This is a genomic window from Paraburkholderia sp. GAS206C (assembly GCF_050435645.1).
Lineage (GTDB): Bacteria > Pseudomonadota > Gammaproteobacteria > Burkholderiales > Burkholderiaceae > Paraburkholderia > Paraburkholderia phenazinium_B.
The window spans coordinates 421,754-448,750 of record NZ_JBNDKR010000002.1; the positions used below are offsets into that span (position 1 = coordinate 421,754).

Annotated in this window: 25 protein-coding genes; 10 read left to right on the plus strand and 15 right to left on the minus strand. The window is 58.4% G+C overall.

The annotated features are described in order from the left end of the window. The first annotated feature begins 8 nt into the window (after window positions 1–8). The 3 genes from P3T20_RS06315 to P3T20_RS06325 are packed head-to-tail and all read left to right on the plus strand — an operon-like array spanning window position 9 to window position 1,963. A complete protein-coding gene (locus tag P3T20_RS06315; protein ID WP_429286411.1) occupies window positions 9–770 on the plus strand; it encodes an SDR family oxidoreductase in 762 nt (253 codons plus the stop codon). A 22-nt stretch (window positions 771–792) separates the two neighbouring features. Then, the gene (locus P3T20_RS06320; protein ID WP_429286412.1) at window positions 793–1,509 is read left to right on the plus strand and encodes a GNAT family N-acetyltransferase; all 717 of its coding nucleotides are present in this window, start codon (window positions 793–795) and stop codon (window positions 1,507–1,509) included. Window positions 1,510–1,561: 52 nt separating this feature from the next. Continuing rightward, window positions 1,562–1,963, plus strand: coding sequence for a hypothetical protein (locus P3T20_RS06325; protein ID WP_429286413.1), 402 nt, complete (start codon window positions 1,562–1,564; stop codon window positions 1,961–1,963). 6 nt (window positions 1,964–1,969) lie between these two features. Here P3T20_RS06325 and P3T20_RS06330 read toward each other — a convergent pair whose 3' ends face one another. Both P3T20_RS06330 and P3T20_RS06335 read right to left on the minus strand, forming a co-directional pair. Continuing rightward, window positions 1,970–3,226, minus strand: coding sequence for an MFS transporter (locus P3T20_RS06330; RefSeq protein WP_429286414.1), 1,257 nt, complete (start codon window positions 3,224–3,226; stop codon window positions 1,970–1,972). Between the two features lie 190 nt (window positions 3,227–3,416). Then, entirely contained in the window at window positions 3,417–4,694 is a 1,278-nt protein-coding gene (locus tag P3T20_RS06335) for a LysR family transcriptional regulator (RefSeq protein WP_429286415.1), read from the minus strand. A 536-nt stretch (window positions 4,695–5,230) separates the two neighbouring features. On the opposite strand from P3T20_RS06335, the gene P3T20_RS06340 reads away from it, so the two are divergent. Together P3T20_RS06340 and P3T20_RS06345 are read left to right on the plus strand one after the other, a co-directional pair. Next, window positions 5,231–5,773, plus strand: coding sequence for a hypothetical protein (locus tag P3T20_RS06340; protein ID WP_429286416.1), 543 nt, complete (start codon window positions 5,231–5,233; stop codon window positions 5,771–5,773). A 51-nt stretch (window positions 5,774–5,824) separates the two neighbouring features. Continuing rightward, a complete protein-coding gene (locus tag P3T20_RS06345; protein ID WP_429286417.1) occupies window positions 5,825–6,946 on the plus strand; it encodes a porin in 1,122 nt (373 codons plus the stop codon). Between the two features lie 153 nt (window positions 6,947–7,099). On the opposite strand, the gene P3T20_RS06350 is transcribed toward P3T20_RS06345, so the two are convergent. The 5 genes from P3T20_RS06350 to P3T20_RS06370 all read right to left on the minus strand — a co-directional run bounded on the left by P3T20_RS06350 (window position 7,100) and on the right by P3T20_RS06370 (window position 12,398). Beyond that, window positions 7,100–7,807: a substrate-binding domain-containing protein gene (locus P3T20_RS06350; RefSeq protein ID WP_429286418.1), complete on the minus strand. Its 708-nt coding sequence runs from the start codon at window positions 7,805–7,807 to the stop codon at window positions 7,100–7,102. 20 nt (window positions 7,808–7,827) lie between these two features. Beyond that, window positions 7,828–8,511: a 4-carboxy-4-hydroxy-2-oxoadipate aldolase/oxaloacetate decarboxylase gene (gene ligK / locus P3T20_RS06355; protein WP_429286419.1), complete on the minus strand. Its 684-nt coding sequence runs from the start codon at window positions 8,509–8,511 to the stop codon at window positions 7,828–7,830. Window positions 8,512–8,528: 17 nt separating this feature from the next. Then, window positions 8,529–9,554: an amidohydrolase family protein gene (locus tag P3T20_RS06360; protein WP_429286420.1), complete on the minus strand. Its 1,026-nt coding sequence runs from the start codon at window positions 9,552–9,554 to the stop codon at window positions 8,529–8,531. A 66-nt stretch (window positions 9,555–9,620) separates the two neighbouring features. Next, window positions 9,621–10,970: an MFS transporter gene (locus P3T20_RS06365; protein ID WP_429286421.1), complete on the minus strand. Its 1,350-nt coding sequence runs from the start codon at window positions 10,968–10,970 to the stop codon at window positions 9,621–9,623. Window positions 10,971–11,093: 123 nt separating this feature from the next. Continuing rightward, window positions 11,094–12,398 (minus strand): gallate dioxygenase, encoded by a 1,305-nt coding sequence (locus P3T20_RS06370; RefSeq protein ID WP_429286422.1) that lies wholly within the window; start codon window positions 12,396–12,398, stop codon window positions 11,094–11,096. Between the two features lie 601 nt (window positions 12,399–12,999). On the opposite strand from P3T20_RS06370, the gene P3T20_RS06375 reads away from it, so the two are divergent. Both P3T20_RS06375 and P3T20_RS06380 read left to right on the plus strand, forming a co-directional pair. Beyond that, the gene (locus tag P3T20_RS06375; protein WP_429286423.1) at window positions 13,000–14,397 is read left to right on the plus strand and encodes an MFS transporter; all 1,398 of its coding nucleotides are present in this window, start codon (window positions 13,000–13,002) and stop codon (window positions 14,395–14,397) included. Between the two features lie 58 nt (window positions 14,398–14,455). Next, entirely contained in the window at window positions 14,456–15,700 is a 1,245-nt protein-coding gene (locus tag P3T20_RS06380; protein ID WP_429286424.1) for an amidohydrolase family protein, read from the plus strand. Window positions 15,701–15,834: 134 nt separating this feature from the next. Here P3T20_RS06380 and P3T20_RS06385 read toward each other — a convergent pair whose 3' ends face one another. Together P3T20_RS06385 and P3T20_RS06390 are read right to left on the minus strand one after the other, a co-directional pair. Then, window positions 15,835–16,956 carry a porin gene (locus P3T20_RS06385; RefSeq protein WP_429286425.1) on the minus strand — a complete coding sequence of 374 codons (1,122 nt, stop codon included), beginning with the start codon at window positions 16,954–16,956 and terminating at the stop codon, window positions 15,835–15,837. 626 nt (window positions 16,957–17,582) lie between these two features. After that, window positions 17,583–18,269, minus strand: a complete 687-nt coding sequence (locus tag P3T20_RS06390) for a winged helix-turn-helix domain-containing protein (RefSeq protein ID WP_429286426.1) — start codon at window positions 18,267–18,269, stop codon at window positions 17,583–17,585. A gap of 450 nt (window positions 18,270–18,719) precedes the next feature. Between P3T20_RS06390 and P3T20_RS06395 the strand changes: the two genes are divergently transcribed. Together P3T20_RS06395 and P3T20_RS06400 are read left to right on the plus strand one after the other, a co-directional pair. Next, window positions 18,720–19,682: a LysR family transcriptional regulator gene (locus tag P3T20_RS06395; RefSeq protein ID WP_074265648.1), complete on the plus strand. Its 963-nt coding sequence runs from the start codon at window positions 18,720–18,722 to the stop codon at window positions 19,680–19,682. A 75-nt stretch (window positions 19,683–19,757) separates the two neighbouring features. Beyond that, a complete protein-coding gene (locus tag P3T20_RS06400; protein WP_143787552.1) occupies window positions 19,758–19,982 on the plus strand; it encodes a hypothetical protein in 225 nt (74 codons plus the stop codon). Window positions 19,983–20,016: 34 nt separating this feature from the next. Here the strand turns inward: P3T20_RS06400 and P3T20_RS06405 are convergent, their stop codons facing one another. Beyond that, a complete protein-coding gene (locus P3T20_RS06405) occupies window positions 20,017–20,199 on the minus strand; it encodes a hypothetical protein (RefSeq protein WP_429286427.1) in 183 nt (60 codons plus the stop codon). 319 nt (window positions 20,200–20,518) lie between these two features. On the opposite strand from P3T20_RS06405, the gene P3T20_RS06410 reads away from it, so the two are divergent. Further along, complete coding sequence (locus tag P3T20_RS06410) at window positions 20,519–21,427, plus strand: glycosyltransferase family 9 protein (protein WP_429286428.1); 909 nt, start codon at window positions 20,519–20,521, stop codon at window positions 21,425–21,427. Window positions 21,428–21,501: 74 nt separating this feature from the next. Here the strand turns inward: P3T20_RS06410 and P3T20_RS06415 are convergent, their stop codons facing one another. The 5 genes from P3T20_RS06415 to P3T20_RS06435 form a co-directional block, all read right to left on the minus strand. After that, window positions 21,502–23,148, minus strand: a complete 1,647-nt coding sequence (locus P3T20_RS06415) for a hypothetical protein (RefSeq protein ID WP_429286429.1) — start codon at window positions 23,146–23,148, stop codon at window positions 21,502–21,504. Beyond that, the gene (locus P3T20_RS06420; RefSeq protein WP_429286430.1) at window positions 23,138–23,881 is read right to left on the minus strand and encodes a polyprenol monophosphomannose synthase; all 744 of its coding nucleotides are present in this window, start codon (window positions 23,879–23,881) and stop codon (window positions 23,138–23,140) included. The genes P3T20_RS06415 and P3T20_RS06420 overlap by 11 nt, the downstream gene beginning before the upstream one ends. Before the next feature lie 76 nt (window positions 23,882–23,957). After that, complete coding sequence (locus tag P3T20_RS06425) at window positions 23,958–24,434, minus strand: GtrA family protein (protein ID WP_429286431.1); 477 nt, start codon at window positions 24,432–24,434, stop codon at window positions 23,958–23,960. A gap of 426 nt (window positions 24,435–24,860) precedes the next feature. Beyond that, window positions 24,861–25,133, minus strand: a complete 273-nt coding sequence (locus P3T20_RS06430) for a hypothetical protein (protein WP_429286432.1) — start codon at window positions 25,131–25,133, stop codon at window positions 24,861–24,863. Window positions 25,134–25,337: 204 nt separating this feature from the next. Continuing rightward, on the minus strand, window positions 25,338–26,990 hold the full coding sequence (locus P3T20_RS06435; protein WP_429286433.1) for a methyl-accepting chemotaxis protein: 1,653 nt from the start codon (window positions 26,988–26,990) through the stop codon (window positions 25,338–25,340). Window positions 26,991–26,997: the final 7 nt, after the last annotated feature.

The following is a 26,997-nucleotide window of genomic DNA, read 5'->3' on the forward strand; positions in this document are numbered from 1 at the left end:
TGCCAATCATGAAGCTCAGCGGGAATACCATTTTCATTACCGGCGCAACCTCAGGCATCGGCCGCGGCCTCGCCGAAGCATTTCATAGCAGGGGCAACAAGGTCATTATCGGCGGCCGTCGAAAAGCCTTGCTCGATGAAGTGACGCGGGCCAACCCCGGCATGGATGCAGTGGAGATCGACGTGAGCAGTCCGGCGCAAATCGCCAGCGTGACCGAGAGCCTGAAGCAAAAGTACCCGGCGCTCAATGTCCTCATCAACAATGCGGGCATCATGCCGTTCGACGATGTGACCGGTCCACTGGATGACGCGCAGGCAGTCCATTTGGTGAACACCAATCTGCTGGGCCCCGTCCGGATCAGCGGTGCATTGATCGAACATCTGAAGAAGCAGCCGGAAGCATTTATCATTAACAACAGTTCGGTTGTAGCGTACATTCCGATGTCGATGGCCGCACTGTATTCGGCAACCAAGGCTGCAATCCATTCATACTCGCTGTCCCAACGTTTTGCGTTGCGTGAGACAAGCGTGCGGGTGCTGGAAATCGCACCGCCCTGGGTCGACACCGATCTGATATACAAGAGCGGCGACGCGCGCGCGATGCAACTGGAACCCTTCATTGCGGAAACCATGGCGTTGCTCGAGACCGCCAGCACGGAGGTCGTCGTCGAAGCGGGCCAGCAGTTGCGCAACAGCGCCGGGCCGAATGAGCATGAGGTCGTGAACTACCTCAACCAGATGATCATCGACAACCCTTTGCCGATGCCTTAACAGACTTAACGCAGGAGAAGCGATGTCTGAAGCAAAACCCCGAAGCGACGCGAACGGCGCTCATCCTCTCGACGCGGTGATATGGAACGCGCTCGCTGGCAAGCAGAATCACCTGGCAATCGGGGATGCTCGCGCACGGCGGTATCCGACGGATATCGGGCGTTTTGCTGCAGTGACCGATCACAGCCCGGAGTCCTTTGAGGCATTGCGTTCGCTGATCGACGCACAGGATTCGGTTGCCCTGGTTACCGCGGATGAGGTTGCGTTGCCTTCCGGGTTCTCTGTCATCAGGCGCGCGGCATTGCTTCAGATGATCTGGCAAGGCAAGCTCGGTCAACAGAGCGAACTGCAGCATGTCAGCCTCGCCGGGGCCGATGTCCCAGACATGCTCGCTCTGACCGCTGCCACGGAGCCGGGTCCCTTTGGCCCACGCACCATCGAACTCGGTCAATACATTGGTGTTCGTAGTGAGGGCAAGCTGGCCGCGATGGCCGGCGAACGCATGAGGCTTGACGGCTTCACCGAGATTAGCGCCGTTTGCGTGGATCCGGCGTTTCGGGGCCGCGGTTATGCCGGCGATCTGATGAAGCTGCTGATTGCGGCGATCAGCGCACGCGGCGAGACACCGTTTCTGCACGTTTTCACATCGAACCAGTCTGCAATAGCGCTGTATCGCAAGCTGGGGTTTGTTGACCGGCATGAGATGCATCTGGCGGTGGTTAGCGACGCGCGGGGTTAGACGGTTAGCCGTTACAATCCCTCACTTCGATCCGACAATCGTGATTCGCGCCATGAAACATCTCTTTGCATCGACACTCGCGCTGGTCATCGCGACCACAAGCACCGTTGCGATAGCCCAAACATCCGGGGGTGGCGATGCGCCCAAACAACATTGCGATTCAGGGTATGTCACCGGTGTGGGTGGCGCGGCACAGAGCTTCCGCGAATACCTCGCGCTCCCGGACAGAGACAGATATCGCTACTTCGCGGACCACCAGATCCAATGCAAGATCTCCGACGAGGGCCGTGCATTTGACTGCACCGGCGTCACCAACCTTAAGCATGAACAGATGAGTGTGTACGACGACAGTGACGGCGCGACGATCACCGTGACCGCGCGCGTGGAACTCGATCAGGGCACCTATCCGGCGATTATCGTGGTGCAAAGAAAGGACGTTCAGTGCGGGCAGTAAATGCCCTCACTGAACCGGGACGGTCTTGCGGCTCGGCGCGGTCCTGTTGATATGGTTGTAGATCGCGCCGATGGCCATCAGCACCGAAGTTCCGAGAAACACCGCGCGCATTCCGAAGTGTCCTCCAACGAACCCGCCTAACAAAGGTCCAAGCACCTGCCCGGTGTACTGGGCGGACGTCGAATAGCCCAGCATTCTTCCTGCAACCGTCTGTGGCACGTTGTGTCTGATGACACTGGCCACGCACGGCAAGAGACCACCGAGCGCCGTTCCCATCAGAAATCTCAGCACCACGAGTTGCCACCCCGCGATCACGAACGCCTGAGGAATCAGAAGCACTGCTGCGACCGCCAGACAGCCGACGATCACATTCCAGTGTCCGATCCGATCGGCCAACCGTCCCAGGCGAGACGCGGAAAGTATGCTTCCCAGGGCCGCGGCGGACATCACCAGTCCCGCCACAAAGGTCACCTGGCGCACCTCGACGATCTGTGCGACGAACACCGTGATAATGGGCTCGATCGACATGTTCGCCACCATCAGCAACGCACCGGTGACGAGCATCGCGACGACGGGGCGTCGGTCCGGGATGGCCTGCCAGTCGACCTGCTGCTTCTCGGTCTTCTTCGGCGCAAGTCGCGGGTCTTCCTTGAGAAGAAACGCCGTAGCGAGAAACGCGACAAAAATGAGTGCCCCGGCGGCAAAAAAGGTTGCGCGCACACCGATCAGCGGAGGTAACGAGCCGCCAATCAAAGGACCCGCAAGATTGCCGGCCATGATCCCCGACGACAACACACCAAGCGCCCAGCCGCAGCGACTTTTTGGCGTCTGGGTGGCGACCAGAACGGTGGACCCCGACGCGTAGCCGCCAAGAAGTCCTGCCAGCAGTCGCAACGCCACCAGTTGCCAGACGTTGTGCGCCATACCGATCAGCGACATGGCAACCGCCATACCCAGGCTGGCGCGAATCAGCATCAGCTTGCGGCCGTAACGATCGCCGAGCCGCCCCCACAAAGGAGCGGTTAACGCGGCGGACAGGAAGGTCGCGCCATATGCGACACCGGACCATTGCACAATCGCCGCATGGCTCTTGACGCCCATTTCTTCGACATAAAGCGGCAGGAACGGCAGCAGCAGGGTCATCGCCACAATGGTGGTGAACGAGCCGAAGACGCAGACAATGAGGTTACGGCGCCAATGGACGGCGCCGTCCTGGGCGGGCGGCATTGGAGGCTGCGAGACGCTAGCGGGCGGGTTCGCCATGATTCGATCCGGGGAAGACGTGGCCGTCATTCAACGGATCCTATTGGCGTTCCGTTGAGTATTGCCGCTGCTTTACCCCACGAAACGGTTTCAGGGGCGACAGCTTGCGATCCTACGGCGTCTCCGGGTAGACATCCAGTCCATTACTCATACTAGTACCGGGAATACCGGTGTTGGCGTTGCCGCCGGCTCACGTCAAGGATGTGGCGCCCTCGTTTGATGCCACTGGCGCTCGAAACCCCGGCCGCTTGAGGGCACCTACAGACAGGCGGATCGCATCGATCAAGGCACGCGCCGCGGGCGACGGCGTCCCTTCTGCCCGCACCGTCAAGCCGATATCGCGCTGCGTGTTATGTAACGGCACGTCCAGCACGACGAGTTGGCCCGACTCGCACTCGTAATGCAACTGCTGCGCCGAGAGCGCCGTCACCATGTCGGTGTGCAGCAGCAGTCCGCGAATCACAGCCAGGTCGGCCGTTTCGACCGTGGGCATGGGCGGCTTCAGCTTCAACCGGCGAAACTGCGATTCAAACAGCCCGCGGGCCGGAGCATGGATGCGCGGCACAATCCACTGGACCTGGCGCAAGTCCGCCATGGTCAGACCGCGCACATATGCAAGGGGATGATCCCGGCGGGCCAGCACAACCATGTCTTCGGTCACCAACCTCTCATTCTGCAGACCGCTGGTGGGCTCATTGTCCCGCAGCGCACCAAGAATGAAATCGATGTCGCCCGCCCGCAGGCCGGCCACCAGCGTTTCATAGGCACTCTCGTCCGTTATGACCCGCACCCCCGGATGTTGCGCACTCAGACGGGCAATCGCATTGGGAAGAATCAGCGTGCGGCCAAGCGGCAACGCGCCGACCGTCACGGCACCCTGAATGTTGCCGTGCAGCGCAGCAATGTCATCTGGTATGTGGCGCAGTTCGTTCAACGCGCGTCCCACGTACAACAGGAAGGTCTCGCCCTCGGTGGTCAGCAGGATGCCTCGCGGGCCGCGATGGAACAGCCGCAAACCCGAGCCGCTTTCGAGAACCCGGATAGCACTACTGACAGCCGGCTGGCTGATGCCGAAAGCGCTCGCGGCGGTGGGCATGTGACGATGACGCGCCAGTGCCCGGAAAATCTGCAGGCGCCGCGTGTTGAGCAGGTAGGCCGGCAGCGTGCCTTCGGCAGGCACTCGCCGGCGAGCCTGTCTGAGCGCGCACCACAGCGCCAGCCCGCCGATTTCGGCAAAGATCCGCTCACACCGCTTTAGCACGGCGCGCCCTGTCGGCGTGGGCAACATGCCGGACGGCTTGCGCTCGAAGAGCGGTTCCTCGAGCGCCGATTCGAGTTCCTGCACCGACCGGGTCACGGCCGACTGCGCGCGAAAGAGCTCGGCGGCAGCGCGTGTCGCGCTGCCTGTGTCGGCAACAAGTTTGAACGCTCGCAGATGGGCCAGATTGAGAAGTTCGTTGTTGCTCACGGTGATCGTCGGTTATCGGTCAAAGATTGAAGCGGGATGCTTCGAAAGCCCCCGCGACGAGAGCGAGTCCCAGGCGGACGCAGAAAGGATTTCCCTCCGTTGATTCAGGCATTCCTTACACCCCTGCCACTGTTGTATTGCGTGCACAGACGAGATTGCGACTTCATTCTTTTCCCATCTGATTTCTTTATGACCCTGCGGATATCACCGTTGCCTGCAAGCGTATCCGCCAAAGCTTCGGGATACCAACAGTTCCTTACACAGTACGGATTTCAGAAGCTTACGCCGCCTCACCGCAAACGCAAAATGGTGCTGGATCCGCAATTTATACGAATCGCGAATGGTTAACCCCAACTTTCAGCACGATCCCTACTTTCTATATCTTCGTGTCCCAACGGATCACGTTGTTATGGCCGCCCGGCCACCGCAGCGTATTCGATTTTGCATGAGCCGGGTACACGTAGCTCAGCACGCGAAGTGGCGCGGATCATTCGCACCATGACGTTTTATACGGGGCTTTCTCGAGGAGAGTAGACATGAGCGGTAACTTCAGCATGAGCGGTAACGACGTCAACAAGGGTTCGGCTTTGAACTCGGACAAGCAGGATCTGAAAACCATATTTCGTGCCGGCGCGATTGGCGGCCTGACCGGTGCGGTATGCATCTGGATTTACGAAGCACTGATCTGGGTTGGAGTGCAACACCTGATGCCGCTGGCGGGCATTCCGCGCAACGCGACGGGTCTCGTGTTCGGTAAGGCCGTGCAGGAAGCGCTTGGCATCTGGGCGTATCTTCTGGGCACCTTGATTCACTTCTCCTTCGCGATCGGCTGGGGTGTCCTGTTTGCTCTCATCTGGCCGTATTTCCGTCGCCGCGGGTACGAAGCGACTTTCATCGCGCTGTTCTACGCCATCATTGCGTGGATCGCGATGCACGTGGCCATCTCGATCGCTTCGGACAATCACCCGAATTACTACGACCCCGCCGTCATCATTGGTGGCTTCATGTCGCACTTCTGCTTCACGGTGCCGCTCGCGCTGACCGTGAAGAGACTGCTGGCATCGCATCCGGGTGCGTAGTTCGACGAATCCAGTCTAGAGCGATAAAGGCAAGAGGAGTAAGGCAAAAAAATGAATCCACGTAAAATAGCAGTCCTTATTATATTGGTGCTGGGGATCATCTCTGCGGAACACGCGCAGGCACAATCATCGGTCACGTTGTACGGGGTACTCGACGAGTTTGTTGGATACCAGTCCAGCAAAACCGGCGGGAAGAACCAGTCTCTGGTTGCGCTCGGCAACAACGGAGAACTCACGAGCCGTTGGGGCCTACGCGGAAGCGAGGATCTTGGCGGCGGCTACCGCGCGATATTCGACCTCGAGAACGGCTTCGATCCAGGCACGGGCTCCATGCAGAACGCCTATCGGTTCTTCGACCGGCAGGCATGGGTGGGTATCGCGTCGCCTTACGGTGACGTGAGACTCGGCCGTCAAAACACGCCGATGTTCGCCTGGAGCGGCAATCTGGACGCGTTTAGCGCGGCGACCTACGGGTCTGGCTTCAACAACTTTGCCAACTGGCAGGCTCGCGTCGATAACGATATTGCGTATATCTCACCGAAGTTCTACGGCACCCAGGTCGAACTTCACTATTCGGTGGGCGGGGAAGCGGGTGACACGGCGGGTAATGCCGTCTATCAGGCCGCCGTCCAGTCGAACGTTGGTCCGGTCTACCTTGCGTTGGCTTACCTGAATGCAGCCAACCCAACGAACAGTGTGCGTGTTCAGGAAGCCATGGCGGGCGCCAACTACGACTACGGTTGGGGAAAGATCTATTTCGGCTTCTTCAGAGCCAATGACATCATCTCCTCAACAACCGGAAATGCGCTGGCCAATCCCGCCGGGAAATACAATCCGGCGACAGGCGTGGTCGGCAACGTGGCAGGCAATTACCACAATACCTACTCGTTCTCAGCCGATTACCACATCAATCCGTTCTTTAGCATAGGGGCTGGATACGCGTTCATCACGGATAGTTCGTCGCTCGACAACACGGCGCGCGAGTTCAGCGCCATCGTCAACTACGACCTCTCCAAGGCGACCCGACTGTACGCAGTGGTATCGAGGTTGAACAATTCCAACACGGCCGCGTACAAGATGACTGGCGCCAGCATCACAACAGGATCGTTCCTGACGCCAGGCGCAGGTCAGAGCGAAACCGGCGCACAGATCGGCATTCGCCACATGTTCTGACGATGCATCGCAGCCCGGTTATCCGCGAGGATGATCCAGGCTGCGTGTCGATGACTCAGTAGAAATGGAAACGTTTGAAGCAGGCCAGCGTAAACCGCTGGCCTGTTGACTTACATAGGCCCGCTAGACGGGCTCGCACATCAGGCCGGCTTATCAGGCCGGCTCCATCCCATGAGCCAGCTTGGCCGAAGCAGCCTCGGGCGACGCCAGAAACGACAGCAGCGCCTGAGCTGCTTCGCGCTGCTCGGACACAGCGCAGATAGCGGCCGAGAATACCGTGATGATCTGGATTTCAGCCGGCAGCGCGCCAATGACATCGATGCCTGGCACATGCATCATCTCGCTCCATTGCTGAAACCCCAGCTCGACCTGGCCTCGTGCGACAAGCGTGCCGACTGGTACGCCAGTCGGCGCCTGCACCATACGCGGCGCGATGGTCTCGACAATGCCCCAGTGTTCGAACAGACGAACCAGTTTCTTGCCGCTAGGCCCCGTGGAATAACCGATGCTGCGCGCGGCGAGAATGGCTTCGCGAGTCGCAGTTTCAGTGCTGATATCGGGCCGCGGCGCACCTGCAGCCACCGCTACCGCGACGCCCGAACACGCAAGGTCGACCCTGCTGCCCGGCACAACATGGCCCGCTTCTGCCAGCCGCTCGATCACGTCAGCCGCCAGCACCACAATGTCAAACGGTTCGGCATCCTGAACGAGACGGGCCGCAACAACACCCCCCTTCGATTCAATCAGCACGCTCCGTCCGGAACGCCGCTCATAGGCAGCGCTCAATTCGGCCAGCACATCACGGGTGGCCATTGAAGAGACACCCGTGATCGCCTGATTCATGGTTTCGATTTCGTGCATGGCCTCGATTGCCGTCCTGTTCAATCGATATATCGCAAACCTGCCTTCTGCAGCGGTTCGCGCATGTTGTACATGTCCAGACCCAGCACACCGGAGGCAAGCCTGGCTCGTTTCTCGCCTTCGAAAGCTTCACGCGCAGCCGCTTTCTCCAGGACCTTGGCCGCTGAGGCAGCAGGCACCACAACGATGCCGTCCTCGTCCGCCACCACGGCATCGCCGGGATTCACCAGTGCGCCTGCGCATACCACCGGCACGTTCACGGAGCCCAGCGTCGCCTTGACTGTCCCTTTGGCGGAGATCGCTTTGCTCCACACTGGAAACTTCATCTCAGCGAGCACGCTCACGTCGCGCACACCTGCATCGATAATCAGTCCAACGGCGCCGCGGGCTTTGAAGCTGGTCGCCAGCAGATCGCCGAAATAGCCGTCGGTGCAATCCGCCGTGACACCCGCAACGACGATGTCGCCCGGCTGGATCTGCTCCGCCGCCACATGGAGCATCCAGTTGTCGCCTGGCTGCAGCAGCACCGTCACGGCCGCGCCGCCTACGCTTGCGCCGCTATAGATCGGCCGCATGTACGGTTTCATCAGGCCGGTGCGGCCCATCGCCTCGTGCACGGTTGCAGAGCCGAGCGCGCCCAGCCTGGCCGACACGTCACGATCTGCGCGTTGAATGTTGCGATATACGACTCCCAGTTCATACATGACCGATCTTCCTTCCTTTAACGTTCTCGGGATTTCAATGCTGCATCGAGGCGCGGATAGACACGGCGCGCGTTACCCTCGTAGATCTTGTAGCGCTCGTCCGCATTCATGTGCGCGGCTTCGACATAACGCTTCGTATCGTCGAAATAGTGGCCTGTTTCCGGGTCGATTCCGCGCACGGCGCCGATCATCTCGCTCGCAAACAGAATGTTCTCCACCGGGATCACACGCGTAAGCAGGTCGATGCCAGGCTGGTGATACACGCAGGTGTCGAAGAACACGTTGTTGAGCAGATGGTCTTTGAGCAATGGCTTCTTCAGTTCCTGCGCCAGTCCGCGAAAGCGGCCCCAGTGGTAAGGCACGGCACCGCCGCCGTGCGGAATCACAAAGCGTAGCGTGGGAAAATCGCGGAACAGATCCGATGTGAGGCACTGCATGAAGGCAGTGGTATCCGCGTTCAGGTAGTGCGCGCCGGTGGTGTGAAAACACGCGTTGCAGCTCGTGCTCACATGGATCATCGCGGGGATGTCGTACTCCACCATCTTCTCGTAGATCGGATACCACGAGCGGTCAGACAGCGGCGGACTGGTCCAGTGACCACCGGACGGATCCGGATTCAGATTGATCGCAACGTTGCCGTATTGCTCCACGCACTTGACGAGTTCGGGGACGCAGGTGGCGATGTCGACACCCGGGCTTTGCGGCAACATGGCCGCGGGAATGAAATGATCGGGAAACAGCTGGCTCACGCGATAGCACAGCTCATTGCAGATCGCCGCCCAGGTGCTGGAAACTTCGAAGTCGCCAATGTGATGCGCCATGAAGCTTGCACGAGGACTGAAGATCGTCAGATCGAGACCGCGCTCGCGCATCAGCCGCAACTGGTTGCTCTCGATCGATTCGCGCAGTTCGTCATCGCTGATCTGCAACTCGGCGACCTTCGGCCGCTCTGCGGGATTGTTGATGCCCGCGATCTGACGGTTGCGCCACGCCTCCAGCGCCTTCGGAGCGGTGGTGTAATGGCCGTGAATATCAATGATCATCGTTGTTTCCAGATAACTGAAGCAGGTTTCAGCGCGCCACGCTGGCTGGCGAGCGCGCCGAATTGTTTAATGCGCCGCGGTCGGCTGCGGCACCGCCTCGCTGGCGTTGGTACGCTGAGCCAGCAAGATGGCGATAGCGGCCAATGCAGCGGGCACGGCCAGCATCGCGAGAATGGCGCCGAACTGCCAGCCGAGCCCGAGCAATGCGCCGCCGATCGCAGAGCCAAAGATGCTGCCGAAGCGGCCCACGCCAAGCATCCAGCTCACACCGGTTGCACGCGCAACCGTCGGATACCGGCTCGGCGCAAAGGCGTTCAAGCCCGTCTGCGCACCGCTCATGCAGAAGCCAGCGAGGAACACCAGCAACGTGAGCGACGAGGACATGGCGCCGATCCAGCCCAGCGCGAGCACGCACAGACCGCCGCCCACGTAGGCCGCACTGATCACAGGCGCAGGCCGGACCTTGTCCATCACCCAACCGACCAGAATCGCGCCAATGGTGCCGCCGATCTGGAACATGGCCGTCACGTTGGCAGCCGTGCTGACAGTCAGTCCTGCGTCCTTCATCAGCGTGGGCAGCCAGCCGGTCAACAGATAGATGACGAGCAGGCCCATGAAGTATGTGACCCACAGCGCCACGGTCGTGACGCCGTAGCCATGCGCGAACAGCACGCCGATCGGCTTGCGCGTGGGCAACGGCGGTTCGTTCGAGACGAAGACCTCGTCACCGGAAAAGCGTGTGCCGGTCACTCGGCCCAGGATAGCGCCAATCCGCGCGGACGCGACGCCGCGCACTGCCAGCAGACGAGCCGACTCAGGCAGCAACCAGACCTGCAACGGAATCAGCGCCAACGGCAGCACGCCCCCGAAGATCAACACGGCGCGCCAACCATGAGCGGGGATCAGCCAGCCGGCGGCAAAGCCGATCAGCGCTGAGCCCAGGTTGAAACCGGTAAACATGATCGTGATCAGCAGCGCACGTTTGCGCTGCGGTGCGTACTCCGACAGCAAGGTCGTCGTGTTCGGCATCGCGGCGCCGAGGCCAATGCCCGTCAGCAATCGCAGCAATGCCATGGTCGCGGGCGACTGGGTAAAAGCCGTCGCGATCGTGAAAATGCCAAACAGGAAAATCGACGTAATCAACACCCACTTGCGGCCAATACGGTCCGAAGCGGGGCCGGCTGTCAGCGCACCGATCACGAGACCAATCGGCGCCGCGCTCATCACCAGACCGAATGCGGGTCGTGAAATGCCCCAGTCGTGAATGATCGAAGGTGCGATAAATCCCATGATGGCGACATCCATGCCGTCTGCCGTGACCACGAGAAAACACAGCACCACCAGTAGCCACTGATACGCCGAGATCGCCCGGTCATCAATAAAGGCCTTGATATCAATCGTTTTACCGCTTGCCATCTGCTTTCTCCTGTCTCCTTGCCTGCGCTTCGGGCGTGACCGCCATGGTCCGCCTGCCCCATGCAGTGGTTATTTAGAGTCGCGTGGGGTCATCATGCGAAAGACGCCCCACGAACGGTCCGCTTACTCGCCCTTCTTTTTCCCCGTACTATCCCAATCCAGTTTTCCTGCAGTTTTTCCTGCCACCGAATACAAAGCGCCCGGCGCGTTGCGGGTGCGCTGAAACTCTTCCAGCGTTTCGCCGCGCATGGCGGCATAGATGTGAAGGTTCGACACTCCCGTGACAGCGCCGAGTTTTTCGAGCATGAAAAAGATGACGCCGTAGTGCAGCAGACCGCGCCAGTCACGGCGACGGATCAGGTCCCGTTCTTCTTCGCTCAGGCTGGCCGCCTCGAAGCTCGCTTCGGGATCGCGCAGGAACGCTTCGCGCTGGGCAGGCTCGACCATGCGATGCAGGTATTCGTTGATGCGGTAAGCGCGCACCGCCGTTTCGATACGGAACGGGTACGTGCCCTCGAGTTTCTCGATGCCGGCGAGTTGAACCGACATGCGCTGACGATGGCGTTCCACCACCGCAGGATTCGTTTCGCCATCCTCACCTTCGTAGATTGCCGTGGCGATACCTGCCATCGAGGGCAGATAGTAGCTACGGTGCTTGCAGGTGACATTGGCCGACAACGCGCCGCGCATGGTGAGCCACATGACTACTTCCGCGCCCTCGAAGCCGCCCAGTTCGGCGTATTCGGCCAGCGTCATGTCGGCCAGTTGCTCCGGATCGTGCTCGAACAGGTCGAGGAAGCGCTGGTCCCATTCCGTGTTGTTGAATCCGGCGCGCTCGCCGTGCACCTGGTGCGACAGGCCGCCGGTGGCGAGGATCGCGACCTTGATATCCTCCGGATAACTTTCGATGGCGCGCCTCAGCGCTTGCCCGAGCTTGTAGAAGCGCCGCGCACTGGGCACCGGCAATTGCAGCACGCCCATCTGCAGCGGCACCAGTTTCACCGGCCATTCAGGCTTGTGCGGGCACAACATGGACAAGGGCGAGAAGCAGCCGTGATCCAGCGCCCTGTTCTGGAAGAACGACATGTCGAACTCATCGGTCACCAGAGAATTGCCGATGTGCGCGGCCAACCCGGGGTGCCCTTTTATCGACGGCAGATCGCGTGCGCCGCCCCCTTCGTCCGCCACCTGCCATTCCGAACCGACGCCTAGCGTGAAGGCCGAATAGTGATCGAAGAAAAACGAGGTGACGTGATCGTTGTAAATGGTCAGGATCACGTCGGGTTTCTTTTCCGCCAGCCAGGCGGCCAGCGGCGCGAAGTTTTCGAAGATCGGCGCCCAGACGGGGTCGTCACGCTTGTTCTTGTCGAACGCAAAGCCGATCGTAGGTGTGTGCGAGGCGGCGATGCCGCCAATAATCCGTGCCATGCCAGTACTTCTCCAGAGAGTCGCGTCCGTCCGCTCGTTTCTGCGTAATGGCTGTGTAATCCCTGCACATTGCGGACGCATAGGACGGCCGCCGGAACGGCGCCGCCTGTCAGGACGAAAGGTAGCCCTGGGAGGGGAACATCAAAAGGGGGGGTTAACCGCATACATTGACGAAAACGTGCGGAGATTCGGTGTTGCGAAGCGTGTCTTACAGCAAAGAGTGTCTCTCCAGAGGCCCGTCCAACAAGGGATTGGCGGGACCGGTCAAATATCGAAGGAAATGTCAGCGGCGATTCACGGCAAAACAGGCCGATAAACAGATTAGATGCGGTGAGAATGAAGTCGCAACAGGTCCCGGCAAGGAAGACCCGCTTCCGCCAACAAGGTGCGCGATCGCGGGCCCCTGTGCCGAAATGCGCATCTTAAGCGCCCGTTGTATTCAAGACGCGACAATTTCGTCTGCCTAAACTCAAACCACCCATCGTGGTCAATTTGAGGAGTGGTACTCGCGCGTCACCCGCCGTCGCGACCATTTTTCACGCCCGGAACATCAGGCAGGCCGAACCATCGCCCATCTGCGATCTTCTTCTGGAGGCAAGCTATGTCGACGATTCCCGCCCGTATCGAACGGATGCCGTATTCGAGCTTCCACCGCCGGTTGCTGTTCATGGGCGGGCTGGGGTATGTCTTCGATGCCATGGACGCCGCCGTGCTGGCCTTCCTGCTGCCCGTGCTGCGAGTCCAGTGGCACCTGACCAGCGTGCAGACCGGCGTACTTGGCAGTGGCACGTTTATCGGCTATTTCGTGGGAGCGTCGGTGGCGGGCATCCTCGGCGACCTGATTGGCCGCCGCAAGGTCATGATGTGGTCGCTCGCCATCTATTGCGCGGCCTCCGTGGCAAGCGCCGTCGCCAACGACTGGCCCTTTTTCATCGTGACACGAATTATCGCGGGAATCGGCACCGGCGCGGAGAGTGCCATCGTGGCGCCGTTCCTGTCGGAGTTCGTGGCCCGGAAATATCGGGGCAGTTTCACCGGGAGTCTCGCCTCGTTCTTTTCGTTCGGCTTTGTTGCGGCCGCCCTGCTCGGCTATTTCGTGATCCCGCTCGGTCCGGACGCGTGGCGTGCGGTGATGATTCTCACCGCGTTGCCCATCGTGATGCTGCTGTGGTGGCGCAAGGCGTTGCCCGAATCGCCTCGCTGGCTCGACAGCCGGGGCCGCACCGCGGAGGCGGAGGTGATCGTCGCCGGGATCGAGGCGGAATTGCGGTCGGCGGGGGTCGAGCTCGCGCCGCTGGAATCGGTGGACGTGCCCGCCGCGCCGGTCACCACAAACGGCAAGACCGTACTCGGGAATCTGAAGACGTTGTGGTCCGCCAGGCTCGCACGCACCACCGCAATGGCCTGGCTGATGTGGCTTTCCATCACGTTCAGCTATTACGCATTCTTCACGTGGATTCCCGGGCTGCTGGTGCAAAGCGGCATGACCATTACGCGCAGCTTCTCCTATTCGCTCGCCATGTATCTCGCGCAGATCCCAGGCTACTTTTCCGGCGCCTGGCTCAACGAGAGAATCGGCCGGCAAGCGACGATCGCCTCGTACATGGTGCTTGGCGGCATGGCCGCACTCGGCATGGCGCTGACCCACACCAACAGCGGCATCATGGTCTCGGGCATCTTCCTGTCGTTCTTCATGAACGGCACGTACGCCGGCGTCTACGCCTACACGCCTGAAGTCTTCCCCACCGATGTGCGCACAACCGGCATGGGCGTGTCTTCCGCTATCGGTCGGCTGGGCGCGATCGCGGCGCCAATCCTGGTCGGATATCTCTACCCCGTGTTCGGGTTCGCCGGCGTGTTCGGTGCAACCACACTGGTGCTGCTGATCGGCGCCGTGGCCGTTGTGTTGATGGGTGTGCCCACGCGGGGCAGGTCGCTGGAAGACATTGCCGCGAGCACCGGCAACGATCGTCTCGAACTGGTTGAGTCGAGGCAATGACGCACACGATGACCCATCGCTGACGCGAACCCGATGACATCCTGGAGGAGGACCCTGCATGACTAGCATCCTGTTTAAAAACGGCGCTTTGCTCGATCCGCTGGAGGCAGAATTGCGGCCAGGCTACGAAGTGCTCGTCGAAGGCGACACCGTCCGCGAAGTGTCCGACCGGCCGATATCGTCCACGGGCGCTCACGTCGTCGACCTCAAAGGCAAGACCATCATGCCGGGGCTGATCGATTTGCATGCTCACATGATCGCGACGCAATTCGACCTGCCGGGTCAGGTGCGAATGCCTAACGTGTTCGTCACGCTGAAGGCTTTGCCGATCATGCAAGGCATCTTGCGGCGCGGCTTCACGACCGTGCGCGACGCTGGCGGCTCAGGGCTCGCGCTCAAGCAATCGGTCGAGATGGGACTCGCCCAGGGACCGCGCCTGTTCATCGCCGGCCGGGCGCTGAGCCAGACCGGTGGACACGGCGACACGCGCGGGCGCGCCGACTTCATCGTCCCGGACGCTCCGTGCAACTGTTGCGTCCGGGTCGGCGCTTTGAGCCGGGTGGTCGACGGCGTGGACGAGCTTCGCAAGGCGGTGCGCGAAGAACTACAAATGGGCGCAGATCAGATCAAGATCATGGCATCGGGAGGCGTTGCATCGCCGACCGATCCAATCGGGGCGTTCGGCTACTCAGAGGACGAAATCCGCGCGGTCGTCGCGGAGGCGCAGGGTCGCGGCACCTACGTGATGGCGCACGCTTATACCGCCGCGTCGATGCAGCGCGCGGTGCGCTGCGGCGTACGCACGATCGAGCATGGCAATCTGATCGATGAGCCGACGGCCAGACTGATGGCTGAGCACGGCGCCTTCGTGGTGCCTACCCTCGTCGCTTATGAAGCGCTACACAGCGAGGGCGTGAAATACGGTTTGCCTGCCGAGAGCGCAGCCAAGATCGAAACCGTGCGCGTGGCGGGTCTGCAGTCGCTGGAAATCTTTAAACGCGCCGGGGTGAAGATGGGCTTCGGATCCGACCTGCTCGGTCCGTCGCACCGCCTCCAAAGCGACGAATTCACGATTCGCGCGCAAGTCCTGACGCCGGCCGAAATCATCAGCAGCGCAACGACGATAGGCGCCGAAGTGCTCGGCATGACAGGCAAGCTCGGGCGTATTGCGGCCGGGGCATTTGCCGATCTGCTCATCGTCGACGGGAATCCGCTCAAAGACCTGAACTGCCTGACTGGGCAAGGCGAGCACATTCATGTGGTCATGAAAGGCGGCAAAGTGGAGTTTGGCACCCTGCACTGACTGACGCGCCGGAGGCATAAATAAAAAATGGCGCCATGCTCAAAAGCATCGCGCCGAGACGCGCCTCTCGTGGCAGCGTGAAAAAACCCGGCAGTCCGGCGCCAGTGCCAGCGCCGTTGCCGGTTTCCGTTACGTTAGAACGAGTGTTGAATGCCCGCGTACGCGCCGGTCTGGGTACGGCCTTGCGTCGGGTTCTCGTTGAACGAGCCGTTGGTCAGGCCACCAGGGCCTTCGCTGTTGGCATCGAGACCGAAGTTGGCGGTACTGCTGTTACGCACTTGCGCAACCTGGAAATCGAGCAAGGTACGCTTCGACAGGTTGTACGTGCCGCCCACCGTGTAGATGGTCGCGTTGCCGCCGCCGTTGTTCGTGTTCACGTGGTAGACCGCAGCAATCAGCGCCGCAGCCGCCGTGGCCTGCCACGTCACACCGCCCCATTCCATGTCGGCCGTGCTCGGCGACGTTGGCGAACCGACTGGCGTGACCACGCCACCCGAGGTGCGCTCAGCCGTATAGCTGGCCTGGACCTTGAATTGACCGAGGAACAGGTTTGCACCGACGAAGTATTCACGCGATGCCGTGAACGGATTGTCGAGCTGGCCGTTGAGCGGGTCGCGAATTTCGTCGTAGATACCGCGCACCTGGAACAACGTATTGGTATACGTGACCTGCAGGCCGTCGCTACGGCCGGTTGCCGCACCGGCAACGCCTTCATTCCAGTTGGTGGAGTTGCCGAGACCATACTGGCCATACGCGTCAAAGCCAGCGATCTTCGGCGACTGGTACGACAAGTTGTTGCTGGTGTGTTCCCAGTTGCGACCGCGAACCAGCGAGGCCGACGACCAGTTCGACTGGCCGAACGGATCGAAGTCCCAGTCGCCGTTAGCGATCTGCAACTGACGCCCCATCAGGAACGTACCGAACTGGTCGTTCGAAAGTCCAACGTTAGCAATCCGGTCAAAGAGCGAGCCCGACAAGCCCAGCGAGCCTGTAGCAGTACTAAACGCACCTTCCAACTGAAACACGGCCTTGGTACCACCACCCAGATCCTCGGAGCCTTTGAGGCCCCACAGACTCGTACCCCAGTCGCCACTCTCCTGCCGCCAGCGCGAGGTAGACCCGGTACCGTTGTTGCCCGGCAAGCCGCTTATATACTCGATGCCGGCATCCAGCCGGCCATACAGCGTCACGCTCGTTTGAGCTTGCGCAACCACACCGACCGACATCAACGCGGCGGCAACCAAACTCTTCTTCACCTTCATCCTCTCCTCCATACCGTTTTAAAAGGAATGACCGACTACATGCGGTATTGCCTCGCCGGCAATACCCGAATGGGCATCAACTTATTAGGAGCTTCACGTGGAGGACGGGCACAGAAATTCGTCTCGGCAATTGCGGGCGTGGCGCCTCGCAGCCGGTCTCCTGTCTGCAATCCGCCCAATGGGTGGAGCAAAACTACTTTTAATTGTGTCTCTTTTACTACTTTGGTTACCAGTCTACCAAAACACCTTTCAGGAGGCACAACAATCCAGTCCGGTTTAATCGCATGTGCCCAAACCGCAACACAACCTGATTGAAAGAAACTCGCCACTCCATTTGTCAATCGGATGCCATCGAATTTCACATAACAGGATGCCTCAGCGCTAAAGCGGCAAAATTTTTCACATTGTGGCGATTAGAAATAAAACCGGAAACAGCTGATTATCGAATTCGCTAACAATCGCCGCACGTGCAATATCAATGCGAATTTGATTGCTAATTTAGCAATAGTTATTTTCCTGATCTGATGACATTGAAAACGGGCGCAACGACGCCCGCCTCGCTGCGCCAGCGGGCGCGCGAGGTTCGGGGACTACAGGGACGGGGACGGTGATGCGGACGGTCAGAACGCTTCGGCGGGCATCCGCGGCGAAGCGTGCGGTTGGCTGAGCGACTGGTATCCAGATACCGGGTCGAGCCGGTAACCGTAGTTGTAGATGGGTGTGAGGACGAAGTCGCCGTCGTCGCGCAACTGCAGTTTCGAGCGGATCGCGGAGATGTGTGCCGTCATCGTGCGGGCATTGATGCGCTCGTTGTGCCGCCACACGGCCCCGGCGAGGTAGACGCGTGACACGGGCCTCGCGAGGTTCCTGAAAAGGATCAGGGCCAGCTGGTACTCCTTCTGCGTCAGGGGAACCCGTGTCTCACCCACCAGCACGCCTCGCCCGCGCGTCTCGAAGGCGTAGCGGCCAAACTGGGTGGCAGTGGTGGTGGCGTAGCCATCCCACGTCCCGCTGAGAGTGCTCTTCACTGACGCGACCAACGCTCGCGCGGAAACGGGTTTGACAAGCAGCCCATCCTTTTCGCGGATCATCTGGCTCAGCCGGCGCTCGTCGCTTCCGACCAGCAGCATTCTCCGGTCGGGCCAGAAAATCTCCGCCAGATACGAAACGAGCCGTTTGTCGAGCTTCATTGCGTCGCTATCGACAATTGCCAGATCGGCTTCGAGTACCCATGGACTATCGATCAGCGCATGAGGACTGCCATAGCCGCGACAGTGATAACCGGCATGCCGAAGCATAGTGGTCATCGACCATGGATTATCAGGATCATTCTCGAGTGTGACCAGCTTCATCATTCTTCCCGCTCAATAACTCGCGTAAACAATACTCGCAACTCGCAAACAGCGTGCGCGACGTGGCAGCGTCCTATCTGATTTAGGCACATTCAGCGTGCATGTCAAGGCACCATGATTACCGACAACCCTTTAAAACCGGAATCATTTCGAGTGTTGCAATACTGTTTTGATCGATATCACAGCAATATTGGAAATACCCATCAAGATACAATCGGGTAAGTTTTCGAAAGGGCCTATTCTCGAAGCGCCAGCGCGTCACGGTTCAATCCGTCCATCAAGCTCAATGCAGTAACGTACGTGCGCGCAGACCGGAGGCCACCGGTCCCGGAAGCGGCGTCAGGGCCCCGCCCCACTGCCTGGCGTGTATCTGCGTCACCCCCTATTTCTGTAGTCAGGATTCCGATGGATACGTTGGAAAGCATGCGGATGTTCGTTCGAGTCGTCGAGGCGGGCAGCTTTACCAAAGCGGCGTCGCTCTCCTCTGTGAGCACGCCTCAGATGTCGCGTGCGATCACCGACCTCGAGTCTCGGCTGCACACGCGTCTGCTTCATCGAACAACACGGCATATGTCGCTGACCGAAGCCGGCGAACGCTATCTGCAACACTGCGAGCAGATTCTGGCGCAGGTTGATCTGGCGGAAGCGGAAGCGGCAGGCGCGGGTGGCCAGCCGTCAGGGAAGCTGCGGGTTCACGCAACAACCACATTTGGACAGCACCATCTGGCGCCGCTGATTGCACGGTATAACCGGCGTTTTCCTGACGTTCTGATCGAACTGGTACTCGCGCAACGTGTGCCCGATATGGTCGACGAAGGTTTCGACGTCTCGGTGGTGGTGGCGCGCAGCCTGGCAGACTCGGCGCTGGTGTCGCAACGCATCGGCAGTCTTTATACGATCCTCTGCGCTTCGCCGCGATACCTGGCGAGGCATGGCACTCCCCTGCGCCTCGCGGACCTCAACAAGCACACGTGCCTGCAACTGGTTCTACCCGATGTTCCGCTCGGACAATGGCATTTCGAAGATGTGGACGATCCTGTGTTTCGTCTCGCGCGGCCGGTGCCGTTCACGGTCAATGTCTCCGAAGCGCTGGCAGAGGCGATTCGCGAAGGGATGGGTATCGGGCCGTTGCCCATCTCGGTCGCGCTTCCGGCGCTACGCGACGGCAGCCTCGTGCGCGTGCTGCCTGAGCATCGTCTGCGCGCCAACAACGTCTACGCGTTGTACGCGTCACGACGCTACCTCGACGCCAAGATCAAAACCCTTGTGGAGTTTTTTCGGGAACAGGTACCGCTCTCGCTGGCTGCGCAGGAAAGCGAGCTGGATGCGTTCGGGCATGGTTTGATTCGCGAACCGCATTCCATCTGAGGCTGTGGTCGGACGAATGCGCTGCGGCGATCGCCACGCTATAGTTTCGTCCGATCAATATTGATGTACATGTGAATGGATCGCTTCTTTATGCAACGCGCAAGCGCCGTCGCATATTTAATGGATCGGCGTCGGCGCTGGTTGCAGAAGATTGAGACCACGCCGGGCGGCGATGTTGAATTTGAGCGGCAGGAAGTGGAGTTGCTAGCGCAGCTCATTCTCGACGTGCGCGCCGCGCGGGTGAACACTTTTCAGTTCACCCGTCCGCAGGCTGTCGAGATCTACGTTTCGGACAACTAGAGCGCGAGGGGCGAGCGTTTTGCCTGAAAGGGTCTTAGTTCGCGACCCTGAGGATGCTAGCCGTTTTGTCGCTGTCGGCGGTCACCGCCTTCACTTCTGCATGCGCATGCAGCTCATACTCCTCGATCGCCTCTGTCGGTGCAGAGGGAAACCATGAGATTCGTCCCGCGCATTCGATTCCGACCTGGCGATCATGCCAATAGATTGTGTTTTCCATGATCTCACCTCGCTTTCCTTGAAGAGGAGATCGTATTGTGCGCGCGGCCCGGATTAAGTACGTTGTCCGGCGCACATGTGCAAGCGGAATGTGCGGCCAGGACCTCGAATTTGTCCGAAACGAGATGGGGCACTTTATTCGGCTTGGTGGTGCATCGAACAGTCGACACGACATATGAGTAAGATGTCGCCTACAACGTGCGCCGCCGCACTCCATGCACGGGTGGTAAATCCGTTCGGAGCAGAGCGTGCGAAAGAACCGGCGCACGACCTGTGGAAGTATTTAACTAAACGCCCCAGAGCTCACATACCGCGTATTCATGACAAATCGTATCGAAATGGGTCAGAGCGTAGCCTTCCAGATGTCTCAGTCCCTGGGCGACTCTCTGTTGGCAATGATCGTTGTCAACAACCTGGCGCGAAACGGTCATCGCGTCGTCGTTTTCGGCGACTACATGTACTCCTTGCGCGACTGGTTCCCGGACTTCGAGATTCATCGCACTCCGAAGGATGATGAGGCGTATGCCGCCTACAGTGACTTCGACGTGGTGCTGCACACCTACCCGCGTAACGTGGTTGGGAATACACGTGACTGGCACCGTCGAGTGCTGGTGATGGACGAGTGGCCCATCTTCCGTCAGGTGAAGAGCATGGTCGACATTCATGTTGAGATTTGCGAGAACGAGCTTGGCCTGAAAGACGTCATTCGTGGCAATGGATGTCAGGCACCCCGCCACTTGCGGATGAGGGCTCATCCCGGGCGCGTGGCGATTCACCCAAGCGCAACCTTGAAGGGGAAGATGTGGGTGCCGCGCCGCTTCGTTGCGTTAGCCAGCCAGCTGCGCAATAGAGGGTTCCAGCCAGAGTTCATCCTGGCCCCGAATGAGCGGGAAGCGTGGCGTCATGTGGAAGCTCGTGGCTTCGGGATGCCGGATTTCCAGTCGTTGAGCGATGTTGCCGCGTACATCTATGAGTCGGGTCGATTTGTAGGTAACGACTCCGGTCTCGCGCACCTGGCATCCAATATAGGGACGCCGGCGGTTTCGCTGATGGTTCGAAACAAGATTGCCAAGCGCTGGCGACCCGATTGGACTGAGAGCAGAGCTGTGCTGCCGTTCCCGATTTTGCCTGGGAAAATCGCGAAGGATAAACTCTGGAAATATTTTTTACCGGTGTCTCGCGTCGTGAAGGCGTTTTCGGAATTGCAGGATGCGGCGGAACGGGGTTGAGGGCGTTGTTATGCGTGTTGGGGGGCGACCCTGCATGGCTGGATCGCCCCCGGGCAAGGAAGTCAATATATTGCTTATTTCTTCAGCGCGGAATTCAGCAGACGGAATCCTGGTGAATTTTCGGCGTAGTAATAGATATCAAACTTCTGGCAGCTTAATTTCTTTGTGTACGGCCCAAGCGGCGCCACATCTTCCGCATAGATAAAGTCACGAGCTCGTTCACCGCTCGTCGATTTATCTACTATCACTCCATTGAAAGACAAATTGAAATATGGGGAACTATTGTTCATCCATCTCGTGCGGCCAAGGCCAACGATCTGCAGCACTCTACTGCCAGAAGTTGAATATAAATCAAGCGCTCGAACGGTCCAGAATCCGCCGGCAGCGTTGAACGGCTGCTGACTCATATAATGGTTATAGCAATCAACAGATTCCGAATCAGAATAGCTAGCCGCCCCGGCATCAGCCAGTCGCGAAGGCACATACCAGACAAACACAATCAGGACAAAAACGAAGAAGAACGCGAGCGCTTTTTCACGGGAAAAACCTTTCCATACGTAAAACAAAGGGACTAAACCCAGCGTCGGGATAAACACCAGTGGAACAAAATAACGCGTGTACGAATTCCCACTAACAATTGTCCCAAATATCGTAGATAGCGGGCAAATCACAGAAAAAAGCATAACAATCAACGCAATAGCGCTTAAGGTGCTATCGCCGTGAAAAAAATTTCGCCGCCTCTCCGTGCATAAAAATATCACAATGCCTAGGGAAATCAGGAACACACCAGTCATGGTGCCATATTCGAGCAGGCTCGGGCCATTCCTCACGATCTCCACTAAAATGCCCCAGCAATCCATAATGCTTGCGATAATGTTACCAAAGTCGATATAGCCTGCAACGGCACTCCCTATTAGATCGCGGCACAGATGTCGAAATATCTGGCCCGCAATCAGGCCAAACAATTGGAGCGCAATGGCCACTACCAACTGGCGAAATGAGAGTCGCCCGAGAGTCCAGACTAGGAAAATTGTTGCGAGGAATGGAAGAGAAAACTGAAGTAACAGCAACGGGTCCGAAAAATAAGTTAACCCTGTGACGACCACGATAGAGCTCCCGAGTAACCTATTCACTCGGCCACTGGTGTCGACGTTGCCCTTTTTTATGAGTGCAGTATGCAAATAAAGCAAAAGGAGCGATGCGAGGATCACTCCATAGTAGTAGGTTGTAATCAGGAAAACTGACGCGATGGTTCGTCGGTTAACCTCAGGCTGTACCTCGCAAAGCATATAAAAAACAGCAAGACACAATCCAGTCATCGCAAAAGCTTCGCTTTTTCCCACATCCTTAAGAATTGACTTCGCTATAAAAAAATATAGCACAAACAGAGAAAGCAGGTTAAGAAAAGCATTGAACAAGAACGAATACTTGGTTGCTGGCACCAGAATGCTGCTCACCGCATAAAACAATCCTTCTGGAAACAGGAACAACTGAGAAGACAAGATCCAATGAAAATCTTCCCCGGCGCGGATAGATTTCGCAATGAGAGCCAGTGTTAGCGAATCACCATTGTAGAGAAGCAAACTCGCCCATGGCGTCAGATACAGATGTGCCAGAGCAATTCCCGTAATCAGCAATACGATTGCGGATAATCCGAGAATACGAGCGTATCCCACAATGGGAGACGAAATCTCGTCCGTTTTTCGCATATCATCGGTCATTTTTTGCGAACCTTATTTTCACAACCAGAAACAGGCTGTCAATGATCGTTCTGGTCGGCATCTTTGACTTTCCATGTTGGCGGTCATGAAACACGATCGGCACTTGAGCAATTTTCTGGCTTTTCATCGCAGCCCGATGCTTTAGGTCGATCAGGAAGCCATACCCGGCGCTGTAGAGCGAATCGAAATCAATCTGTGCCAACAGCTTTGTGCTGTACATATTGAACCCGCCGGTATAGTCGGTTAGTTCCCGGCCTAGGATGGTTTTCGCATAAAAATTGCCACTTCGGCTCAGTATTTTTCTGTACCAGCTCCAATCAGGTGTCGCGCCACCGTCAATATACCGGGTAGCGGTCACAAAATCGGCGCCATTCCTTGCCGCGAGTATAAATTGATCTATATATTCGGGATTATGGGAAAGATCAGCATCCATCTGCAAAATGTAGTCAGGTGTATCTTCGAAATTCATCACCGCTTTGAATCCGTAAATATACGCCCTGCCCAAACCCTCTTTTTTCTCCCTAATCGTGATGGTTACGGAATAATTGTCCGATTTCAACTGCTGGCCGACATCCCTTCCAAGCACTGCCGTGTCGTCAGGAGAAGAATCATCGAGCACGACAACGTCAAAATTTACGTCAAGAAATCTGTCGCTTACTTTTCTGAGCGCCTCGAGCAATATTCCGATATTCCCCGATTCATTGTACGTGGGGACTAAGACGGCAATTTTCATAGAAATGTCCCATATTTCACCCTCCGATTCCCTCTCACCAGTACAAACAAAATAGGCCACCAGCCGGCTCTCGCAATCAATATTTGACTTTTTTACGAAAGGTCCATTTATCGTTCAAGACAAAATTGAAGCCACTTGCGACCAATATTGCGCACAGATTTGCGATCAAATAATAAACACCAATTTTGATCAAAAAATTTGTCAGGAAAAACTGTACGCCAATGCCGAGCCATGAAGCCATGGCATATCGGAGAAACTCAATGGAAATGTTTGCCTCGAAAGTTTCATGCTTCCGGTCACACCATGTCCAGTGACGGTTCCAGATGAAATTGTTCAGTATGGAGACCAGAATCGCGACTGTCAAAGCCAGATTCAATCTCAGATCCACACCATGGAAATTGCTGGTTACTCCCCTGAACAACCATTCTTTCCCAACAAACAGCATGCAAATATTGACAAGGATACCCGAGACACCTACTAGGCCAAATTTGACAAACCTATGATTAATTACTTTCTTTGGTAAATGTAAATAGCCGCTCATCTCGATTTCCATGTCTATCCGCATGTTCACCGCCCACGCGGCTTATCGCGATGGCGACAATCCTACGCTGACATCCGAATCTCCAAACTCATTTCCCGTGCCAACCCAGTATGAGGCTGGACGGCATCACCGCAACTTCAAAGCAATTTTCGGTAATGCTGACGATGCGACGACAGGCGGAAGCACGGGGAATAAAGCAGAGGGCACTCAAGTGTTCGAACTGCTTAACACCTGGAGCGCTGTGGCCGGAACCTATGCTGCCTTTCGCATCTGCCGAACCGCAGCCGCCGATTCGCATGTTTTACCGATTTGCCGTAGAACAGCCCGGCAAAGCAGCGGCCATTGTACTCAATTCTCCCACCCGCGACGACTTCGGCAGGTAGCGGCGCTTGCGAGCAAATGGAATTTACGGCTTTATAGCAGCTAAGGTTTTGACGCTCAGAAACAGTCGAACACGACTTCGACCATCTCATCCGTCACACCCCATACGCTATCGGTATGGACAGTGACTACGTGAAGCTGGGCGTTTCGCGCATTGCAGTAGGCAGCCGCATGCTTCAATCCAGCGCTTTTGACATGGGACCACGAGGTGAAAGAGTTGCGCGCGCGACTCGTCAGGCTCAGGTGGCCGTCCTGCCGTGAGCCCACGGTCGAGACGGTCGTGCATGCTGCAAGCAGGGTGATCCCCGCGGCCGCTGCGCTTTGCTTCACGGTTCCCCGCCAGATAGCGCCGGAGGGGACCGTGAGTTGCAAACGGAAGAAGGAATTGGACATAAGTGCTGAAGAGAGGACCAAGGCAGCGTGATTCTATCCGCACAGACGGTCGGTCATGTGTCAATTCAAAATACCATGAGTTCGGTCCTCAGTCGAAACATCGATTGCGAAACGTCGATCCAAAGCGTGGCAAATTTGCACTTAGGCAGTCTGGAGAGCAGCACTGCCGTGCAGTTGTCCCGAATAACTCTCGCTCACGCCAGACGGCATCGCAGCAAAGCCCGCGCTTGGCGCTGCCGACGTGTCATCTTCAAGCCTGAACACCGCCACCGCCTCTCTCAACACAGCCGCCTGTTCTTCCAGCGACTTCGCTGCCGCAGCGGCCTCTTCGACCAGTGCCGCGTTGTGTTGCGTGACCTCGTCGATCTGGGTAATCGCCTTGTTAACCTGCGCGATACCCTCGCTCTGTTCGAGCGCTGCCGCTTCGATCTCACCCATGATGCCGGTCACGCGCTCCACCGACTGCATCGCTTCACGCATCGTCTTGCCCGCTTCGGCTACCAGCGACGCGCCCTGTTCGACCTTCGCAGCCGACTCGCCGATCAGCTCCTTGATCTCCTTCGCTGCCGTGCCTGAGCGCTGTGCGAGGCTACGCACCTCGGACGCCACCACCGCAAACCCCCGCCCCTGTTCGCCCGCTCGCGCGGCCTCGACCGCCGCGTTCAGCGCGAGAATGTTAGTCTGGAAAGCGATACCTTCGATCATGCCGATAATCTCAGCCACCTTGCGCGATGAGGTGGTGATGCCGTCCATCGTCTCCGTCACACGGCCCACTACGGTGCCGCCGCGCGTCACCGTCTCCAGAGCGCCGTGAGCAAGCCGATTAGCCTGCTGCGCGTTGTCGGCGTTTTGCTTCACCGTCGCCGACAACTCCTCCATGCTGGCCGCCGTCTCCTCGAGCGCGGCCGCCTGCTGCTCGGTCCGGCTCGACAGATCAGCGTTACCTGAAGCGATTTCTTTGGCCCCCTGAGTAATCGCGCCCGTGCTGCCGCGCACCTTCGATACGGTGTCGACCAGGCCATCGCGCATCTGCGTCAGGGCAGCGAGCAACTGGCCCATCTCATTGCGCGACCTCACCTTCACGGCAATCGTCAGATCGCCGGCAGCAATGCGCTGGAAATGCCGAATGGTCTGGTTAACGGGCTTGATCACGGCGGCCGAAAGACCGACGCGCGCCATCACGCCAATCACGATCGAAACCAGACCGATCGCTGCGAACAACAGCGTCGAGATGCGAAAACGCGAAGCAGCCGTTTCGGCCTGAAGTCGCTGGTTATCGGCTTCCAGCTGTTCGAGCGAATCAATCGCTTTCGAATAAGTGGCGTAGAAGCCGTTGGCCGTTTCGCCCTGGATGTTGCGGAAGGTATTGAAGTCGTTGTCCGCGAGCGCCTTGAATTCCGGTTCGATTGCCTGATCGACCAGGGCGGCGCGTGCCGTCGCCACGGTGTGGGCGAGCCGCTCCTCGTCTGCGCTGCCGAAGGGACCGTCTGCATAGGCATGGAAGTCGTTGTTCGATTCGACCAGCACCTTGTGCGCAGCCGGCAACAGATCGTCCGTGCTCTTACCGACGCTAAACAAGGTCTCGTAAGTGCCCAGCGCGAGGCGCGCCTGGAGCAGTTTCGCAGAGCTTTCGTTCAGGTGCGTCAGCGCAGCCGAATTGCGCTGCACATCCTGCAGACCATTGCTCGCGAGCTTGAGCGCGCCGTAACCGACTCCAATCACAGTCAGCAAGAACGCGACAAACACGCCGATGACCAGCGTCAATCCGCCCCGAATAGTGATGTTATTTAGCATTGTTTCT

Excerpts from the sequence above, each read along its gene's own strand:
- P3T20_RS06315 (WP_429286411.1), top strand. The coding sequence starts at position 9 with ATGAAGCTCAGCGGGAATACCATTTTCATTACCGGCGCAACCTCAGGC.
- P3T20_RS06320 (WP_429286412.1), top strand. The coding sequence starts at position 793 with ATGTCTGAAGCAAAACCCCGAAGCGACGCGAACGGCGCTCATCCTCTC.
- P3T20_RS06325 (WP_429286413.1), top strand. The coding sequence starts at position 1,562 with ATGAAACATCTCTTTGCATCGACACTCGCGCTGGTCATCGCGACCACA.
- P3T20_RS06330 (WP_429286414.1), bottom strand. The coding sequence starts at position 3,226 with ATGGCGAACCCGCCCGCTAGCGTCTCGCAGCCTCCAATGCCGCCCGCC.
- P3T20_RS06340 (WP_429286416.1), top strand. The coding sequence starts at position 5,231 with ATGAGCGGTAACTTCAGCATGAGCGGTAACGACGTCAACAAGGGTTCG.
- P3T20_RS06345 (WP_429286417.1), top strand. The coding sequence starts at position 5,825 with ATGAATCCACGTAAAATAGCAGTCCTTATTATATTGGTGCTGGGGATC.
- P3T20_RS06350 (WP_429286418.1), bottom strand. The coding sequence starts at position 7,807 with ATGCACGAAATCGAAACCATGAATCAGGCGATCACGGGTGTCTCTTCA.
- ligK (WP_429286419.1), bottom strand. The coding sequence starts at position 8,511 with ATGTATGAACTGGGAGTCGTATATCGCAACATTCAACGCGCAGATCGT.
- P3T20_RS06360 (WP_429286420.1), bottom strand. The coding sequence starts at position 9,554 with ATGATCATTGATATTCACGGCCATTACACCACCGCTCCGAAGGCGCTG.
- P3T20_RS06365 (WP_429286421.1), bottom strand. The coding sequence starts at position 10,970 with ATGGCAAGCGGTAAAACGATTGATATCAAGGCCTTTATTGATGACCGG.
- P3T20_RS06370 (WP_429286422.1), bottom strand. The coding sequence starts at position 12,398 with ATGGCACGGATTATTGGCGGCATCGCCGCCTCGCACACACCTACGATC.
- P3T20_RS06375 (WP_429286423.1), top strand. The coding sequence starts at position 13,000 with ATGTCGACGATTCCCGCCCGTATCGAACGGATGCCGTATTCGAGCTTC.
- P3T20_RS06380 (WP_429286424.1), top strand. The coding sequence starts at position 14,456 with ATGACTAGCATCCTGTTTAAAAACGGCGCTTTGCTCGATCCGCTGGAG.
- P3T20_RS06390 (WP_429286426.1), bottom strand. The coding sequence starts at position 18,269 with ATGACCACTATGCTTCGGCATGCCGGTTATCACTGTCGCGGCTATGGC.
- P3T20_RS06395 (WP_074265648.1), top strand. The coding sequence starts at position 18,720 with ATGGATACGTTGGAAAGCATGCGGATGTTCGTTCGAGTCGTCGAGGCG.
- P3T20_RS06400 (WP_143787552.1), top strand. The coding sequence starts at position 19,758 with ATGGATCGCTTCTTTATGCAACGCGCAAGCGCCGTCGCATATTTAATG.
- P3T20_RS06405 (WP_429286427.1), bottom strand. The coding sequence starts at position 20,199 with ATGGAAAACACAATCTATTGGCATGATCGCCAGGTCGGAATCGAATGC.
- P3T20_RS06410 (WP_429286428.1), top strand. The coding sequence starts at position 20,519 with ATGACAAATCGTATCGAAATGGGTCAGAGCGTAGCCTTCCAGATGTCT.
- P3T20_RS06415 (WP_429286429.1), bottom strand. The coding sequence starts at position 23,148 with ATGACCGATGATATGCGAAAAACGGACGAGATTTCGTCTCCCATTGTG.
- P3T20_RS06420 (WP_429286430.1), bottom strand. The coding sequence starts at position 23,881 with ATGAAAATTGCCGTCTTAGTCCCCACGTACAATGAATCGGGGAATATC.
- P3T20_RS06425 (WP_429286431.1), bottom strand. The coding sequence starts at position 24,434 with ATGGAAATCGAGATGAGCGGCTATTTACATTTACCAAAGAAAGTAATT.
- P3T20_RS06435 (WP_429286433.1), bottom strand. The coding sequence starts at position 26,990 with ATGCTAAATAACATCACTATTCGGGGCGGATTGACGCTGGTCATCGGC.